General features: G+C 63.4%; 13 protein-coding genes. 8 read left to right on the forward strand and 5 right to left on the reverse strand.

Annotated elements, in window-relative coordinates:
• Positions 1–115 precede the first annotated feature (115 nt).
• The 4 genes from Pla111_RS09150 to Pla111_RS09165 all read left to right on the forward strand — a co-directional run bounded on the left by Pla111_RS09150 (position 116) and on the right by Pla111_RS09165 (position 5,246).
• Positions 116–1,699, forward strand: a complete 1,584-nt coding sequence (locus Pla111_RS09150) for a glycosyltransferase family 4 protein (RefSeq protein WP_197524888.1) — start codon at positions 116–118, stop codon at positions 1,697–1,699.
• Positions 1,700–1,813: 114 nt separating this feature from the next.
• Complete coding sequence (locus Pla111_RS09155; protein ID WP_146573542.1) at positions 1,814–2,788, forward strand: GDP-L-fucose synthase family protein; 975 nt, start codon at positions 1,814–1,816, stop codon at positions 2,786–2,788.
• A 98-nt stretch (positions 2,789–2,886) separates the two neighbouring features.
• Positions 2,887–3,972, forward strand: coding sequence for a GDP-mannose 4,6-dehydratase (gmd, locus tag Pla111_RS09160; protein ID WP_146573911.1), 1,086 nt, complete (start codon positions 2,887–2,889; stop codon positions 3,970–3,972).
• Positions 3,966–5,246: a glycosyltransferase family 4 protein gene (locus tag Pla111_RS09165; RefSeq protein WP_197524889.1), complete on the forward strand. Its 1,281-nt coding sequence runs from the start codon at positions 3,966–3,968 to the stop codon at positions 5,244–5,246. The genes gmd and Pla111_RS09165 overlap by 7 nt, the downstream gene beginning before the upstream one ends.
• Here Pla111_RS09165 and Pla111_RS09170 read toward each other — a convergent pair whose 3' ends face one another.
• A complete protein-coding gene (locus tag Pla111_RS09170; protein ID WP_146573546.1) occupies positions 5,247–5,714 on the reverse strand; it encodes a type II secretion system protein in 468 nt (155 codons plus the stop codon).
• A gap of 62 nt (positions 5,715–5,776) precedes the next feature.
• Here Pla111_RS09170 and Pla111_RS09175 point away from each other — a divergent pair, with 62 nt between their 5' ends.
• Together Pla111_RS09175 and Pla111_RS09180 are read left to right on the forward strand one after the other, a co-directional pair.
• On the forward strand, positions 5,777–6,766 hold the full coding sequence (locus Pla111_RS09175) for a hypothetical protein (RefSeq protein ID WP_146573548.1): 990 nt from the start codon (positions 5,777–5,779) through the stop codon (positions 6,764–6,766).
• On the forward strand, positions 6,763–7,248 hold the full coding sequence (locus tag Pla111_RS09180; RefSeq protein WP_146573550.1) for a SixA phosphatase family protein: 486 nt from the start codon (positions 6,763–6,765) through the stop codon (positions 7,246–7,248). The genes Pla111_RS09175 and Pla111_RS09180 overlap by 4 nt, the downstream gene beginning before the upstream one ends.
• Positions 7,249–7,807: 559 nt before the next feature.
• On the opposite strand, the gene Pla111_RS09185 is transcribed toward Pla111_RS09180, so the two are convergent.
• The 3 genes from Pla111_RS09185 to Pla111_RS09195 all read right to left on the reverse strand — a co-directional run bounded on the left by Pla111_RS09185 (position 7,808) and on the right by Pla111_RS09195 (position 12,383).
• A complete protein-coding gene (locus Pla111_RS09185) occupies positions 7,808–8,824 on the reverse strand; it encodes a DUF1559 family PulG-like putative transporter (RefSeq protein WP_146573552.1) in 1,017 nt (338 codons plus the stop codon).
• Positions 8,825–8,974: 150 nt separating this feature from the next.
• The gene (locus tag Pla111_RS09190) at positions 8,975–10,144 is read right to left on the reverse strand and encodes a glycoside hydrolase family 18 protein (RefSeq protein WP_146573554.1); all 1,170 of its coding nucleotides are present in this window, start codon (positions 10,142–10,144) and stop codon (positions 8,975–8,977) included.
• Between the two features lie 22 nt (positions 10,145–10,166).
• Positions 10,167–12,383: a prolyl oligopeptidase family serine peptidase gene (locus Pla111_RS09195; protein ID WP_146573556.1), complete on the reverse strand. Its 2,217-nt coding sequence runs from the start codon at positions 12,381–12,383 to the stop codon at positions 10,167–10,169.
• 173 nt (positions 12,384–12,556) lie between these two features.
• Here Pla111_RS09195 and Pla111_RS09200 point away from each other — a divergent pair, with 173 nt between their 5' ends.
• Positions 12,557–14,191 carry a phytoene desaturase family protein gene (locus Pla111_RS09200; protein WP_146573558.1) on the forward strand — a complete coding sequence of 545 codons (1,635 nt, stop codon included), beginning with the start codon at positions 12,557–12,559 and terminating at the stop codon, positions 14,189–14,191.
• Here the strand turns inward: Pla111_RS09200 and Pla111_RS09205 are convergent.
• Positions 14,188–15,987, reverse strand: coding sequence for a hypothetical protein (locus Pla111_RS09205; protein WP_146573560.1), 1,800 nt, complete (start codon positions 15,985–15,987; stop codon positions 14,188–14,190). The two genes, Pla111_RS09200 and Pla111_RS09205, sit on opposite strands and share 4 nt — an antisense overlap.
• A 267-nt stretch (positions 15,988–16,254) precedes the next feature.
• Here Pla111_RS09205 and Pla111_RS09210 point away from each other — a divergent pair, with 267 nt between their 5' ends.
• Entirely contained in the window at positions 16,255–17,505 is a 1,251-nt protein-coding gene (locus Pla111_RS09210) for a BaiN/RdsA family NAD(P)/FAD-dependent oxidoreductase (protein ID WP_231930874.1), read from the forward strand.
• Positions 17,506–17,520 lie beyond the last annotated feature (15 nt).

Consider the following 17,520-nt stretch of genomic DNA (forward strand, 5'->3'; position numbering starts at 1 on the left):
CTCGGTTCGCGTCACTTGGTAATCGACGCGAGCATCCTCAAGCGGCATACTTGTGGTTAGCCACCGGCGAACCGCAAGATTTACTACGCAGCCCGACCTCTTGGCCCTGTTTGCCGTGCCTGTCTCCGAATATCGCCTAGCGACCTACACGATCGCCCTGCTTCTCGGGGCGCTCGTGTCGTATCTGCTAACGCCGATCGTCCGCGAGTTGGCGCGGCGGTTTGACTTCGTGGATCGGCCGGGTGGCCGCAAGACGCAGGCGACCGCGGTCGCCCTGGGAGGGGGCATCGCCGTTTTCGGTGCCACCCTGGCGGCGGTTGTCGGGGCTTACGTCTTCTCGGACTGGAGCGTTCCCCAGACGTTTGTGGGCAACGATGCCCCCCTGCTGGCGGGTTTAGCGGCGGCGGCGACCGCGACGCTCGCCTTGGGCCTCTACGACGACGCCGCCGACCTCCGCGGGCGCTACAAGCTCATCGGCCAATTGATCATCGTCAGCCTGCTGGTCTACCTGGGCCTGCAGATCGATCGTTTTTCGTTCTTTGGGCGTGAGATCTCGCTCGGATGGATGACCATCCCGTTCTCCATCTTCTGGCTCGTCGGAGCCACGAACGCGATCAATCTGCTCGACGGTATCGACGGGCTGGCATCGAGCATTGGCATGGTGCTATGCCTGACCTTCGCGGCGATCAATGGCATCTATGGCCACTTCCCCGAGGCGGTGGTGATGCTCGCTCTGGCGGGCGCTCTGTTTGGTTTTTTGCGGTACAACTTCGCCCCCGCTTCGATCTACCTGGGCGACGCGGGCAGCATGGTCATTGGACTGGTGATCGGTGCCATCGCGGTACAAACCCACACCAAGACGCCCGCCTTCATCGCGATGACCATCCCGCTGGCGGTGTGGGCGATTCCGATCCTGGACTCGGGTGCCGCGATCGTGCGGCGGCGGCTCACGGGGCGGAGCATCTTCGCCCCCGACCGCGGCCACCTGCACCACTCACTGCTGACACGGGGTTGGTCCGTACGTCAGGCCTCGACCTTTATCGCGCTTGTTTGTGCAACCACTTGCATCAGCGCGGTGCTCGGCGTGCTCTGGCACAACGAGTGGATTGTCGTGGGTACCGTCTTTCTGGTTGTCGCGTTTTTGATCTCGACGCGCACGTTCGGTCATATCGAGTTCGCGCTGCTTCGCGAGCGGATGCGATTGACCGGTCTGTCGCTACGCAAAGATGAATCGCACCACAACCTGCCGCGCCACGGCGCGGTCCGTCTGCAAGGCAACCACGAATGGGAGGTTGTTTGGGAAGCGCTCGTCGAAGCGGCCCCCGACTATCGGCTCACCAAGCTCCAGCTCACGATCCATATGCCTCGGCTGCACGAAGCGTTCTTCGGCAATTGGAAGGCCGATAAAACGACCCTCGCCGAAGCGAAATCCGAGGCCTCCTGGAAGGCAACCCTGCCGCTCATTGTCGATGGCGAGCCGGTAGGCAAACTCCAAATCGCGGGGATCGCTGATCCCGACGCCCGCTCGACGCCCGCACAGCTGGGTCAAGTGCTGGACTTTTTGGAGCCGCTCGAAGACGACATCCGGCAGGTCCGCGAGCAGGCGGCCGCCCGTCTCAAGAAGCCCTCCGGATCCGCCGAAGCCAAGCCGGCCCCCTCGCCCCCTCACGAAGCCCTGGTTGAAACCACATCCTCATAAGGCCCCCCGCCAGCCGAGCCCGATCGCCAGCCAACCGTTTGCACCGCACAGCGTTATTGGGCCATCCCCCTCTCAGCTGCTGAGGGAACCCCGCGACTCTTCTCTCAAATCACCATGACGAAAAACCTGCCTCGCACCGCCAGAATCTACGTCACGGGACACCGGGGCATGGTGGGATCGGCGCTCGTCCGTCGGTTGCTGCGGGCCGGATTCGAAGAGGTACTTGTCGCGAGTCGGCAAGAGGTTGATCTGCGCGACCAGACACAGGTCGATGCCTGGTTTGCCGAAAATCAGCCCGACTATGTGATTCACGCCGCGGGTACCGTGGGGGGGATCCATGCCAATCGAAGCCGGCCAGCCGACTTCATGTACGACAATCTGATGATCCACGCGACGGTGCTTCGGGCGGCGTGGCAACAGGGTGTCGAAAAGCTTCTGTACCTGGGGAGCAGCTGCATCTACCCCCGCGACTGCCCGCAACCGATCCGCGAAGAGTACCTGCTGACCGGTCCGCTCGAATCCACCAACGAGGCTTACGCCCTGGCGAAGATCGCGGGGCTCAAGTCGTGCGAGGCGTACCGCGCTCAGCACGGCTGCCGCTTCATCTCGGCGATGCCAACCAACCTGTACGGCCCGAACGACAACTTTGATCTGACCGGCTCGCACGTCTTGCCGGCCATGATCCGCAAGTTTCACGATTGCCGCGAGGCCGGTGGCGGGTCGGTCACGCTGTGGGGCAGCGGCAAGCCGTGCCGCGAGTTCCTTCACGTCGATGACTTGGCGGACGCGTGCCTGTACCTGCTCGAGAACTACGACGACGCGATGACGATCAACGTCGGGACGGGATCAGACCTGTCGATTGCCGAATTGGCCGAAACGGTTCGGAGTATCGTGTACCCCGACGCGAAGATCGTCTACGACGCCTCAATGCCGGACGGAACCCCCCGCAAGCTGCTGGACGTTTCGCGTTTGACGGCTTTAGGCTGGCGGGCGACCACGCCGCTTTCAGAGGGCATCGCCGCGACCTACACTTGGTTTTGCGAGCAGAACCAACAGAACACCGCGGTGCGGGGATTGGTCTCCAGCTAGTCTCCGCGCCCCGTTCGTACCTCCGCTACCGACCCCGGTGCGGAATGACGTTTCCGCTGCTTCCACCGCTTCCCCTTTCCGCTGAAACCAACGAGCCGATGGCCAACACCGACAACGACCGCAAGGTGGCCCTCATCACGGGCATCACAGGCCAGGATGGCTCTTATCTGGCTGAGCTGCTGCTCGCCAAGGGCTACGAGGTGTGGGGGATCATCCGCCGCAGCTCGTCTTTCAACACGGGCCGCATCGATCACCTGTATCAGGACCCGCACGAGCAAGACCGGCGGCTCAAGCTCAGCTACGGTGACCTGGCCGATAGCTCGTCGCTACAGCGGGTGCTGAGCCAGGCTCGCCCCGATGAGGTTTACAACCTCGCCGCCCAGTCGCACGTGCAGGTTTCGTTTGAGGTGCCCGAGTACACGGGCGACGTAACCGGTCTGGGTGCCGCCCGGCTGTTGGGTGCCCTCTACGAGTTGGGGCTGCACCAAACCCGCTTCTATCAGGCTTCGTCCTCGGAGCTGTACGGCAAGGTGGTCGAGACCCCCCAGTCGGAGACCACCCCCTTCTGGCCGCGCAGCCCCTACGCGGCCGCCAAGGCGTACGCCTTTTACATGACCCGCAACTACCGCGAGTCTTACGGACTATTTGCGGTGAACGGGATCCTGTTCAATCACGAGTCGCCCCGCCGCGGCGAGACCTTTGTCACCCGCAAGATCAGCCGCGCCGCGGCGAAGATCAAGCTGGGCATGCAAGACCGTCTGTACCTGGGCAACCTCGCCGCGAAGCGCGACTGGGGCTTTGCCGGGGACTACGTCGAGGGGATGTGGCGGATGCTGCAAGCCGAAGAGCCTGACGACTACGTCCTGGCGACCGGCGAGACGCACACGGTCCGCGAGTTCTGCGACGTCTGCTTCGGAGAGCTGGGGCTGCCGCTCAACTGGGAAGGCGAAGGCGAGGCCGAACGGGGAATCGACGCCGAAGGCCGCGTGCTCGTTGAGGTCGATCCGCGCTACTTCCGTCCGGCCGAGGTCGATCTGCTTTTGGGCGACCCTAGCAAAGCGAAGCGTGAGTTGGGCTGGGAGCCGAACGTCTCGTTCGAAGAACTGGCCAAGATGATGGTTCACGCCGATCACGACGAGCTCTCGAACAAGACCATCCACGCCACCGCGAGCGAGGCGTGGTAGACGCCGCCGCCGAGCGCGGCGGAGCGACCCCAGCGTCTGCTCGTAAACGATTGTTGGTGATCAGCCAGGTCTACCCGCCCGATCCCGCGGCGGTCGGCCAGTATCTGGCCGAAGCCTCGGCAGCGATCGCCAAGCGGGGCATGGAGGTCCGGGTGCTGACCTCGGCACGGGGCTTTGACGACCCCACGGCTAAGTACCCGCCGCGCGAGATGCTCGACGGCGTCGAGGTGATCCGCATGCCGCTCAGCTCGTTCGGCAAACGGAGCATCGCCCACCGCCTGGTCGGGATGCTCATGTTCCTTGTGCAGACCCTGGTACGCGGACTTTTCACGCCCCGTCTCGGGGCGATCCTGGTAAGCACCTCGCCTCCGCTCGCTTCGGCGGTGGCCGTATTTATCGGCTGGATTCGTCGAGCGCCGATCACCTACTGGGTGATGGATCTCAACCCCGATCAGATGATCGAGTTGGGCAAGATCAGTGAGCGGTCGCTGGCCGCGCGGGTATTTGATTTCTTCAACCGGCTGATTCTCCGTCGCGCGGCGGGGGTGGTGGCGCTCGACCGTTTTATGGGCGATCGGCTGTGCCGAAAGCACGATGTCCGCGACAAGCTGACCGTGATGCCCCCCTGGCCGCACGCCGAGCACGGGGGCGGAGTTCCTCACGAGGAGAACCCGTTCCGCAAAGAGCACGGCCTGGAAGGCAAGTTTGTGGTGATGTACAGCGGCAACCACGCTCTCACCAACCCGATCGAAACGATTCTCGAAGCGGCCCTGCGGATGCAAGACCGTACTGAGCTGATGTTTCTCTTCATCGGAGGGGGCGTCCGCAAGAAGTCGGTCGATGACGTCATCGCTCAGCAGCGTCCGACGAACCTCCTGAGCCTGCCCTATCAGCCGCTCGAGACGATCCGTTATTCGCTCTCCGCGGCGGATGTGCATCTGGTGACGCTCGGCGATCCGGCCGTCGGCTGTGTGCACCCTTGTAAGGTGTACGGAGCGCTCGCGCTGGGGCGGCCCATCCTGTATGTCGGCCCGCGGCCGAGCCATGTAACCGATCTGCTCGGCGAGGAGACGCCCAGCCAGCGGATCGGTTGGGCGCTCGCTCACGGGGACGTCGAGGCGGCGATCGCCGTGCTGGACGCTATCCGCCAGACTCCGCGCGGAGAGCTGGCTGCGATGGGTGCTCGCGCCGAAGCGCTGGTCCACGAGCGTTTCAACTCCGAGCAAATGATCGACGAGTTCTGCGAAGTCGTGCTCGCGCCGTTGCAGGCCTAGCTAGCGCTCAAGAATCCACCGCAGACGCCACCCCTCTTGAACGAGGTCACCCGTAGCGAGCACGCCGTCGTCGATCCGCTGGTCGAGCTTGCGCCATTGACCCGAGCCCGTCGCCGGATCACGGATGTCGATGCTGGCCGTTACGCTGTTAAAATTTTCGTTCCAATCGTAGAGGCCCCCCAAAGGGCAATTCACCGCAAAGAGATTGGGCCGCAAGTAGTCCTTAAAGTCGACGGGCATGACGCCGTGGGCATCGCCATCGGGCCAGCGGCCATGGTCGCTATAGTACATCTCCGCTGCCAAGGCGATGGTTTTCAGGTGTTGTCGGGTCGCCTCGATTGCCGCGTCCTTATTTCCCGAGAGAATCTTCGGCACCGCGACCCCCACGAGGATGCCGATCACGAGCATCACCGTCACGAGTTCGACGATCGTGAAAGCCGGGCGGATTGGTTTGAGGCAGGGTCGCATACGCCAAGCGTAGCTCGCCCCAACGCTCTTGCTGCGACGCGCCACGCCGTACAATCGCCCCCATGCAAACTATCGGCACTCACTGGCGGATCGGAGTCGACGAGGCGGGCTACGGACCGAACCTCGGACCGTTGGTGATCGCCGCTACGGCGTGGCGCGTCCCCAACGAGGGGCCTGCCGATCTGTACGACCGGCTCGCGACGGTTATCGCACGGGCACCCGCCCGGGACGATCGCCTCGTCATCGCGGACTCGAAGAGCGTGTACTCTTCTGGCAACCGTTTATCGGGGCCCGGTAGCGGCCTATCGGGTCTCGAAAGACCGGTTCTGGCATCGCTCCGTGAATCGCCGGCAAACCTTGCCGAACTGATCGAAAGCTTGGACGCGGACCCCGTCAACCAACGCATCACCCAGCCCTGGCGGGCAAGCCACAACCCTGCCCTGCCGACAAGCGCTGACCCGGCAGCAGTTGGCCACGCACGAGGGCGGATGAACACCGCTTGCGTCGCGGCCGGCATCAGTCCGCCCTGCCTCGCTGCACGCCTGGTTTATCCGGCGGAATTTAATGATCTGGTCGATCAACATGCGACCAAAGGCGCGGCGCTATCGCACACCACGCTAAGCCTTGTACGACATGTTCTCGAAGCATGCAGCGTGGATGTGGAACGGCCAACCGAACCGGTTTACATCACGCTCGACAAGCACGGCGGCCGCAACCGCTACGCGTCGCTGGTGCAACACTGGCTGCCCGAGGCACCGATCACCGTACTCGAAGAGTCGCGCCCGCAGAGTCGCTATCGGGTTGGCCAGCAAATCGAGCTGTGCTTTCGTAGCAAAGGCGAGGCGGAGCTACCGGTCGCGTTGGCGTCGATGACCGCTAAGCTGCTCCGCGAGTTAACGATGCTCGGCCTGAACACTTACTGGAAGGCGGAGGTTCCCGGCCTCAATCCAACGGCGGGCTACCCGCTGGATGCCAAACGTTTCAAAGCGCAGATCGCGGCACGCCAGGCACTGCTTGGTATTGCTGACCACGCTCTCTGGAGAAACCGATGAAAGTGTTTATCGCTCGCCACGCTTGGGCAGGAAACTACGGCGACTCGGCCTGGCCCGATGACTCGCAACGTCCGCTCACCGCTGAAGGGGTCGAGCGCTATCGCGCTGTGGTCGATACGCTTGCCGAGCGCGGGCTCATACCCGAGCGGATCGCCACAAGCCCCTACGTACGCTGCCGCCAGACGGCCGAGCTGATCGCTGCCGCGACGGGGGCACCGATTGACGATCTGCCCAGCTTAGCCCCGGGAGCTGATCTGGCGACGCTCATCGAGTGGACCGAATCGACCGGGACCGAGTCGGTGTGCTGGGTCGGCCACAATCCCGACGTCGAGATCCTAACCGCAGCGCTGATCGGTGATCGCAACGCCGGGGTGCGTTTCGCGAAGGGATCGATCGCCTGCGTGCGATTCGAAGAAGTAAATCTCGCCCCCGGCTCCGGTGTGTTGGAGTGGCACCTGACGGCCAAGACGCTAGGGTTGTGAAAGACGATGGCGATGCCGCTAGACATTCTGTGTCGGTTGCAACAGATCACGCTAACGTATTCACTGCGGCTCTACGACGATCATAATCTTGTTCCTATTTACCGCCTCAACTGTGCAGACTATTCCAGTCGTTTCTGGTGAAGCGTATTTCAGCGAAACGACTCGCATTTGTTTGGCGTGATCGGCGTGTTGCTCACCTAGGTTCTTAGTAAACTTTCTCGTCCCTGGAGGAAGCGTCTGAAAGAGAATGACGCGATAGTCACCTGCTGCTGCGCCATCTCGCGATTCGTAGGTCCCCAGCGTGAAGCGACCCTCTTCATCGATACGGCCACGAGGAGAGGGGCCTGATGTGACTGGTACGAACTCGATGGTCGCGTTACGCACCGGCGACCCCGACGCGAACTTGACAACGCCATCGACCTGGTAGAGGGCTGGGTGCCCTTTATTGCAACCGCCCGACGCAACTGCTGAGGCGATCGTAAACAGCGCAACGGAACCCCACCACCAATGCCTCAAGTCGACAATCGCGGATCGGCTTGGCATTTCTAGCCGGAGCAATCTAGTAGAAGGTGTAACTCGTATAATCCAACTGGAAGGAGTCGTTGCGGCGGCACAACGAGCCCAGCGTCTCGGTATCGATCTCAACCGAAACCAACCGCACCGCGCCGTCGGCCATGACAAACGGACATACACCCTCGTGCCAACTACCGAACCCAATGACGGGAACGCTGTCATCGTTGGGCCCGCGAGCGATCCCGATCCCGTAGCCACCGATTCGGGCAAAGGCTGGTAAGTCTCTGCCATTGTACATGGGGCCATTCTCAGGCGCTTCCGAGAGTCGGTCGTGGGGAACGTGCATCTCACCCACTAAGGCGGTTTTACTGACCCCGTCGGTCAAGTCCTTCATCTGCACCTTGTCGAGCCAACCAACGGGGCGCCCTTCGCGGCAAATAGGTCGGCTTGAAACGATGACCCCGGTGCCATTCCCCCCCCGCCAATAAGAGAACTCGTCGTCAAACGGGCTTCCTGTGTAGTCTCCATGATTGGCGGCGTAGTCCCCCACGGCACCGCCGACCAGTTGGACAATTTCGGTTCCACTGCAACCGCAGGGGAAGAAATAGGGCTGCTCGTATTCCCCTGACGGAACGATTGCTTCACTGGGACCCCGACGTGAGGGGCAGATGTACACCGCTGGAACGAACTCGCGATCCTGTTGATCGTGCGATTCATAGCCTGCGTAAAGATTCCACCGATCCGCCGCGTCCGCTTCTTCAAGGTAGGGCATGATGCGCACAAGCCACGAGGGCTGTGTCGTTTCGCAGGCATTCTCGTCGTAATCATTGCGGGCTCGCAGGCGTGCCGGTGGAAAAGCGGTGGACGCCTCGTGGAGCTGGAGCGTCGCCAGCCCCATGTTTCGCAGATGGCTCTTACACTGGCTGAGACGGGCTGACTCTCGGGCTTGCTGGACGGCGGGAAGCATCAACCCCACTAGCGAGGCGATGATCGCAATCACTACGAGCAGCTCTACCAGTGTGAACGCGGCCCGCACGGCGACCGGTCGATTGTGTTGCGTCATAGTCGTGCGTCGCGGGGCTTTGCAGAACGGTACCGCCGTGACCCTAGTTTAGCCTCATGAGCCAGATCAAGGCAAACTGTCACAAACCGCAGGCGTCAGCTGCTCTCTAGCAGGTACCAGCAGGCCATCCGCCGAAAGTAAATTAGGTTTTCACTCACCCACAGCTGACCACGCCCTATTAGCGGCTTCGAGCAACCAGTGACGCCCGTCCGGCATCCGATCCTGATGGATCGCCCAGAAAGAGAGCCCGCCGTACGCCTGCTCGCGGGCCCATTTCGCTTTAGCGTCAACCGAGTTGAGGTCGTCGTAACTGATCACCAGCGGCATCGAGTCAGGCTGATCTTCGCCCACCGGGGTTAAGGGGGATTGATCGGGGGTGCGTTCGGGGAGCGGCTTGGCCAACCAGGGAGCCCGCGCGGCGTTGTCCCAGGCTGCGGGCCAACCCTTGCCGGCAAGCTCGCTGACCTGGGCAAAGGAAGGGGCTCCGTGCTTGTCGGCCTGCGACTCGTCGAGCGGTGCATGGAGCGTCGCGGCGGGCATGGCTCTGCCAAACATCGGCACCCCCATGACGAGCTTCTGCTTCGGCACGCCCCGGGTCTCCCAGTAGCGCATCGCTGCGGAAGCGCTCCGCCAGGAGCGTTCTGGATCATCGGGTGAAGGAAAGAGCGGAGCGTGGTGGGCCGCCACCTGCGACCAAGGACCGCTCATGTCGTACGCCATCACCTGCAACCAATCGACGCTGCGGATGACGCTTTCGGTATTGATCCACTGGCCAAAGTCTTCCGCCGGTGCCACCGCAGCGGTGAGCAAATAGCGGTCCGCACGCTGCTCACGCTTGGCCGCGGCGTTGAGCTGCTCGCGCAGCGCGATCAGCAGCCGTGCGTGCGCGTTGCGTGTTTCTTTATTGCGGGGAAACTCCCAGTCGACATCCACGCCCGCGTACTTGCCGGTCAGCACAACCTCGACCACCTGCTCGGCAAGTTCCTCGAGGCCCTTCGGCTGGGCGGCCAGTTTCTCAAGGCCCCGCACCGTCTCGCCTCCGCCGAGTGTCAGCAGCACCGGCACGCCGGCCGCGCGGCCATCGGCCGTTAACGAAGCGTTTGGCACGGCATCGGTCGTGACGAGCTTGCCAGTGGCGTCCAGACGCAAGAAGGCGTGGCACAGATGGGTCAGTTGCTTCCAAGGGATTTCCTCAACGGGCAGCCCGCCAAACGTGGCGTAGTAGCCGACCATGACTCGCTCTGCCGACAAAGACGGCACGCCGATTAGCAGCGCTGTAAACAACAGCCCCCAGCGGGTTATCCGATTCACTCGTCGCATAAAGAATTCTTTGTTGTCGCGGTTAGCGGGCAGGTTCCGATTTTTGTCGGGCCGTGTGCTCCCAGGCGAAAGCCCAAACGTCGGCCGCTTCTTCAATCAGCTTGCTGGTTGGCTTGCCCGCACCGTGACCGGCCCGGGTCTCGATGCGGATCAGCAGCGGCTCGTCTCCGGCTGAGGAAGTCGTCTGCGCGTGCTGCAGCGCGGCCGCGAATTTAAAGCTGTGCATCGGCACCACACGGTCGTCCGTGTCGGCGGTCATCACCAGCGTTGCCGGATAAGTGACTCCGGAGCGCACGTTATGATAAGGCGAGTATCCGAGCAAAAAATCGACCATCGCCGGATCCGACGAAGAGCCGTACTCATCGCGCCAAAACTGGCCCGCGGTGAATTGATCGAACCGGAGCATGTCCATCACTCCCACGGCGGGGAGACACGCACCAAACAAATCGGGGCGTTGCGTCATCACGGCACCCACCAGGAGCCCGCCGTTGCTGCCCCCTTGGATCGCAATCTGTCGTGGCTGCGTGATCCGCTGCGCACAAAGCCATTCGGCGGCGGCGATGAAATCGTCAAAGACGGTTTGCTTGTTGCCCAGCTTGCCGGCCTCGTGCCATGGCTCGCCGTACTCGCCACCCCCTCGCAGGTTGGCAACGGCCAGCACGCCCCCCTTCTCAACCCAAGCCAATCGGCTGGGCGAGTAGCCGGGCGTCAGCGAGATGGTGAAGCCGCCGTAACCGTACAGCAGCGTGGGATTCTGTCCATCGAGGACCAGATCCTTCTTGTGCATCAAGAAGATCGGCACGCGCGTGCCATCTTTGCTCGTATAGAACTCACGGCGGACCGTGTAGCCGGACAAATCCACGCCCGTCTGGGGCGAGAACTGCAACGTTGACTCGCCCGTGGCAATCTCGTAGCGATAGATCGTGGGCGGAGCGTCGTAGCTCGTGTAGGTGTAGTAAGTCTCGGTCGAGTTCTGCCAGCCGCTAAAACCGCCTACCGAGCCGACGCCCGGCAAAGGGATTTCGCCCAGCGCCTCGCCGCCAACCGTGTGCAAACGCACCACGCCGGCGACATCTTCCAGATAACCCGCAAAGAGTCGGGCACCGACAAACGAAACCCATTCGAGCGGCGCGCTGCGTTGCGGAATCACTTCCATCAAGCGCTCGCGGAGCGGACCGCTGTGCGGCCCCTCCAGGTCGATCGTCACCAAGCGGCGGCGTGGTGCCTGATAGTCGGTGGAAAGATAAAGCCGATCTCCCAGGCACGTGATGGGGCTCCACTCGTTATCAAAATCGTCGGCCAAGCGCGTCCAGGCGTCGCGCGGATCGCCCTCGACCGCGAGCGGCTGATCAGCGCGGCGGACGTACAAGCGATTCTGGTTGTCCGTGCCGCGGCTGATGAGCAGCAGCAGCCAGCGACCGTTCTGCGATGCGACCAGATAGCTGCCCCAATCAGGATGATCGGGATCGTTGTACAGCAGTACGTCTTGCGACTGCGGTGTGCCCAGCTTGTGGAAGTAAACCGCCGGGTTGAGTGACGACGCCTGAAAGGCTTGGCCCTCGGCGGGCTCGGGATACCGCGTGTAGTAAAAGCCGCTTCCGTTGGCGGCCCACTGCACGCCGCCGTACTTTATCCAGCGGACCTCGTCAGAAAGTTCCTCGCCCGAGTCGATACGCATGACGCGGGCCGTTTTCCAATCGCTGCCGGCTTCGCTGCGCAGGTACACCAGCAGCTGACCATCGTGGCTGGCGGTGTAGCCGGCTAGCGCAACCGCGCCGTCGTCGCTCCAGGTGTTGGGGTCGATCAGCACCCGACCGTCTTGGCCCGGGTCGTCCGTCAAGAAAACGACCGACTGATTCTGTAGTCCGTCGTTGCGGCGGTAGGTGTAACGGCGCGGGCTTTCGTCCGGCTTGCCGACCCGTTCGGGCGGGGAACGCCGCTCGTAGTCCCACAGCGCGGTAAGCCGCTCGCGGAAGGCCGCTCGTTCGGGGAGTTTGGTGAGGTATGCCTCGGTAAAAGCCTGCTGGCGAGCGACCCAGCTGGCGACTCGATCCGACTCGCGAACATCCTCTTCCAGCCAGCGATACGGGTCAGCGACCTCGATCTTCCGTCCCTCAGGCCCCGCGTAAGTATCAACCGTCGCTTCTCGGTTGGTCTCGGGGTAGGCATGGGGAGCGGCATCGATCATCGGCACGATCAGTACAGACCAAGCAAACAGGAAACCAAGTTGACGGATCATCGGCAGGCCCGAATAGACGGAATCGGCGCGGCGACTGCTGCGAGCGGATTAATTGAACCACATCCTCGCTCGCAGGACGACGGGCCAGTCACAGGCCGATATGACCGAGCGGGGCGACTTGTCGTGGGTTCTGCCCCTTCTCGCCCCGCCTGCCCCCCGCGCCCGCTCCCCTTATGTCTCGCCCCGCTGACGGCTTCGACGCGATCGTCATCGGCGGCGGCCACAACGGATTGGTCTGCGCGTGCTATCTGGCCCGGGCGGGCAAGCGGGTCTGTGTGCTCGAGCGACGCCAGGTGCTCGGCGGTGCCGCCACAACCGAAGAGCTGTGGCCCGGCTACAAGGTTTCCACCGCGGCCTATGTGATCAGTCTCTTCTTGCCGCAGATTATCCGGGAGCTGAAGCTCAAAGAGCATGGCCTGGCGGTGCTGCCCCGGAATCCATCAAGCTTTACGCCGCTGCCGGACGGCAGCAGCCTGCTAATGGGCCCCGATAAGGCGCTCAACCATCGCGAGATCAGCCGCTTCAGCGCAGCTGACGCGCAGGCCTACCCGCAGTACGAAGCGCTGCTGGAACGTGTGGCGGCGGTGCTCGAACCCACGCTCAGCCAGTCGGCTCCCGACCCGCTCCCAATGCCCGCAAGCTGGCGCCGGATCGGTCTGGGAAAACGGCTCCGCGACGCACAGAAACTGTGGTCGATCCACCGGGCCCTCAAGCGGCTGGGTGCCGATCAGCCCGCGGCGATTGAGCTCTTAACCGGTGCCGCCCGACCGATCCTCGAGCGCTGGTTCGAGTCCGAAGCGTTGCGCGCCACGCTCGCCACGGATGCCATCATCGGGGCCTTCACGTCGATCAGTTCGCCCGGCAGCGCCTATGTGCTGCTGCATCACGTGATGGGCGAGGCTGGCGGTGCGCGGGGCGTATGGGGCTATGTGCGGGGCGGCATGGGGGGCGTTGCCACGGCGCTCGCCGCGGTCGGTGAACAATTGGGCGTAACCATTCGCCGCGAAGCGCCCGTGGCCGCCATCAACCAAGCAAACGGCCGCGTCACGGGCGTGACGCTCGAAGACGGCCAAACGCTGGACGCACCGATTGTCGCCTCGGGCGTCGATGCTCATCTGACGTTCGAGCGGATGCTTCCCGCCGAAGCCCTACCGAACGACTTCCGCCAGGCGATCGCCAAGATCGATTACGCCTCGGCCTCGATGAAGATCAACCTGGCCCTTGCCGAACCGCCGAACTTCAGCGCGCGGCCAACGACACCGGGAGAAGTCGCCCCGCACCATCGCGGCACGATGCACATCGGTCCCTCGATGGACTATCTGGATCGGGCGTACGACGACGCCAAGTACGGCAAGCCGGCGAACGAGCCGATCCTCGAGATGACCATGGCCACGAGCGTCGATGATTCGATCGCGCCGCCCGGCAAGCACCTGTTGTCGCTCTTCATCCAGTACGCGCCCTACAAGCTCCGTGATGCTCACTGGGATGATATCAAGGAAAGCTACGCCGACCGCTGCATCGCCAAGCTGGCCGAGTATGCTCCGAACGTTCCCGCTGCGATCGAGCATCGGCAGGTGCTCTCGCCGCTGGATATCGAACGAACCTATGGCCTGACCGGCGGCAACATCATGCAGGGGGCGATGAACGCCAACCAGCTGTTCTGCTTCCGCCCCGTCGCGGGCTGGGCCGATCATCGCACGCCGCTGCGCGGGCTGTACCTGTGCGGCGCGGCAAGCCACCCGGGAGGTGGCGTGATGGGCGCTTGCGGAAAGAACGCGGCGGCAGAGATCCTCCGTGATCGGCTCTAGCGTCGTCGCCCGATGGCGGCGAGCGGGGTCAGCAAAACAATCGCCAGGGTGGTGGGTTCGGGCACGGCGGCTGCCGGGGACGCAGCCGGAACCAGCGTGCCGTAGTTGTTGACCCACACGACGTAGCCGTCGAGGTCCGGCGGTGTTCCAGCGGTGTCACGCCAGACCGTGTAGTCGGCGACGTCGATAAAGCCGTCGTTGTTGAAGTCGCCGATGTCGGGACCGCCCACCGTCACGGTGCTGACGGTCAGCAGCAAGCCGCTGCCCGTGTAGAGCGGTACGAGATCAAACCCGGCAACGCTGGGCAGCGTGACGGTATCGAACGCCCCCGCCAGAGCGCCGGCCTCGATCACCTCGAACGTGCCTGCTTGCAATTCAAAGTCATCGCTAAAGGTAACGGTCAGATCACCCCCGACGATCATCCCGCCGGCGACTGACAACGCGGGGCCCGGCTCGGCGAGCGCCAGACTGACCGACGAGGCAGCGCTAAACGTGGCGTCGGCCAGGAAGAGAGCCGATCCCCCGGCTTGGATCTCAAGCGTTCCGCCGGTGTCCTGGAAGCTGTCGTAAAAGGTTGCCACCGCCTCAGGCGCTACGGCGATGGCACCCCCCGTGTTGTTCGTGATTGTGCCGTGGACGTCGCTCGCACCAGCGGCGAAGGCGATCACGCCGTTGTTGGTGAGGGATTCCGTCAACCGCAAGCGTCCCGCTTCAAGCGTGATGCGTCCCGGAGGTTGAGAGCTGCCGGGGGCGTTGTTGGTAAGCACGCTCAAGAGCTCCAGCTCGCCCCCCTCGATGCTGATCGAGCCTTGGTTGGAAACCGTATCATCGATCCGCAGCAGTTCGCCGGGACCGGCGTAGATTCGTCCGGTGGAATTCACCGTAACGGAACCGCTGCCCGGGCCGTCACCGTTAACGAAGCCCGAGCCCTCGAGCACACCGACGACGGTAACCGCGCCGGTCGTGATGACGCCGCCGTCGAGCGTCAGGCGCCCCTGGCCGCCGATGAGCAAACTCGGGTTTGCCCCCGTGTCCGCATCGACCAAGGCCCCGTTGCTCACGACTAAACGACCCGATCCGAGAACGCCCAGCTCGAGATCGTCGCCGACCACCAGTCGTGATCCGGCACCGGTGACGTACACTTCGCCCGCACCGCCCGCTTGGGCCCCGATGGTCACGTTCCGTCCCGAACGAGCGCTGGGGGTTCCCAATTGCACGATGGCCCCCGCTTCAATGTCCAATCGTCCCACGCCGGCGTTGCCGACGATGAGGTCATCACCAATGGTGACAAGCGTGAAATCGCCCGTTACGAGCGCGCGACCAATACCGGTGGCGTTATCTCCCACGACTAAATCGCCCGAGCTGTCGCTGAGCGTGAGTGTCGCACCGCCGCTGACTTGCAAGTAACCGTCGCCCGAACGTCCGATCTGCAGCGTCGGTTCGGTCGAGCTGCCGCTCTCATCAACCGTGAGCTTGGTCCCGTCCCCCAGGAGACTGCCGTCTCCCTGAATCAAGAGGCGTCCAAAAAAGTACTCATCCGAGCCGACAAAGGCGCGGTTGACCGTGAGCTGAGAACCGCCGTTGATGAGCACCGTCGCGCGGACATCGGGGTTCGAGCTGCTGTCGTCGCCGATCAACAGATCGATATTCTGATTGCCGGGCAACACCGTGGTCGGATTGACCGAACCCGCGGCCGTCACCGCCGCGCTCGCAAAGCCAGCGCAGGTCAGCACGCTGAAGGAGAGAAACACCACGCCGAGCTGGCGATAAGCGGACAATGAATCGCGGGTAATCATCGACTAACCTGTAACGACGATGCGGTAGGAAAGAGGCGAACGGCAGGCGACGTCTGCCGTGAGAAACAGCTGTATCCCGCTGGGGAAGATTTTGCGGACCTTCGCACGAGGGTCTCTATCCTAAGCACCCGCAGCAGGTAGCTGGCAAGGAAATCCTGCCGGAGATCAGGCCGCCGGGTAAGATTAGGCATTCCTTATCGGTGAGTCACCTTAGATCGGCACCCTGCCAACCCCTCAATACCGTCCCTCCTGGCGCAGACTTCCCCGTTGTTAAACGCCACTTGGGATGTCGTTGTGCTCGGAGCCGGAGCCGCGGGCATGATGTGTGCCGCGCAGGCGGCCCAGCGCGGCCGCCGCGTGCTGGTGCTCGAAAAGAGCACCAAGGCGGGCGTGAAGATCCTCATGTCGGGGGGCACACGATGCAACCTGACTCACAGCGCTTCGGCCAGCGAGATCGCCGACGCCTACGCCCGCCTGGTCGGCGGAGCCGCGGGCAAGGCGAAGGCCCGCTTCTTACGTCCCGCGCTGGCTCGGCTGACTCCCGACGCGGTGATCGCACTGTTTGAGGCCGAAGGGCTCCGCACCAAGATCGAGCCGACCGGCAAGGTCTTTCCCGCTAGCGATCGCGCGCTCGACGTGCAGCGCGCGCTGCTGCAGATGCTCGACAACGCGGGAGTCACGCTCGCACTAGGCGAGCCGGCCGTCGAGGTCCACCGGCAGGCAAATCGCTATCACGTAACAACCCCGCACCGGACGATCGCGGCGGAAAGCCTGGTGGTTGCCGTCGGGGGCCGATCGTATCCCGGATGCGGCACGGTGGGCGATGGCTACGCGTGGGCCAAAGCGCTTGGGCACCGGATAATCCCCCCTCGCCCCGCGCTGGTTCCGCTCACCTCGACAGCACGGTGGGCAAACGAACTGCAGGGAGTCACGCTCGGAGATGTTCGTTTGCGGATCGGTGCAACGCCACAACAGGTGGCGATCGATCGGCGCGGTTCGTTCTTGTTTACACACTTCGGGCTCTCGGGGCCGGCGGTGATGGACGCTAGCCGCGTTGTGACCGAGCGCCCCGACGCCGGCGACTGGCAGGCTTGGTGCGATTTCCTGCCGGGCATCGACGAGACGGTGCTTCTCGATCAGCTCAAGCAAGGCGGTTCGCGCACCGTCGCGACCCAGCTTGCCGAGTGGGCACCACGCCGCTTGGCTGAAGCGATCGCAGCCCTGGCCGAAACCCCCGGTGACCGGCGTCTGGCGGAGTTGTCGAAATCCGAACGCCGACGCCTCATCGAAGGGATCAAACGCACGCCGATCCCCCTGACCGGCTCGCTCGGCTTCAAGAAAGCGGAAGTAACCGCGGGCGGCGTCGATCTGCCGGAGATTGATCCCCGCACGATGCAAAGCCGCCTCGCGCCGGGTGCCTACTTCATCGGCGAGGTGCTGGACCTGGACGGCCCCATCGGCGGTTACAACTTTCAGGCGGCGTTCAGCACCGGAGCCCTTGCGGGCGATCACGTTTAGCCGCTCAGGTTGCGA

The sequence above is a fragment of the Botrimarina hoheduenensis genome (genome assembly GCF_007859815.1).
GTDB lineage: Bacteria > Planctomycetota > Planctomycetia > Pirellulales > Lacipirellulaceae > Botrimarina > Botrimarina hoheduenensis.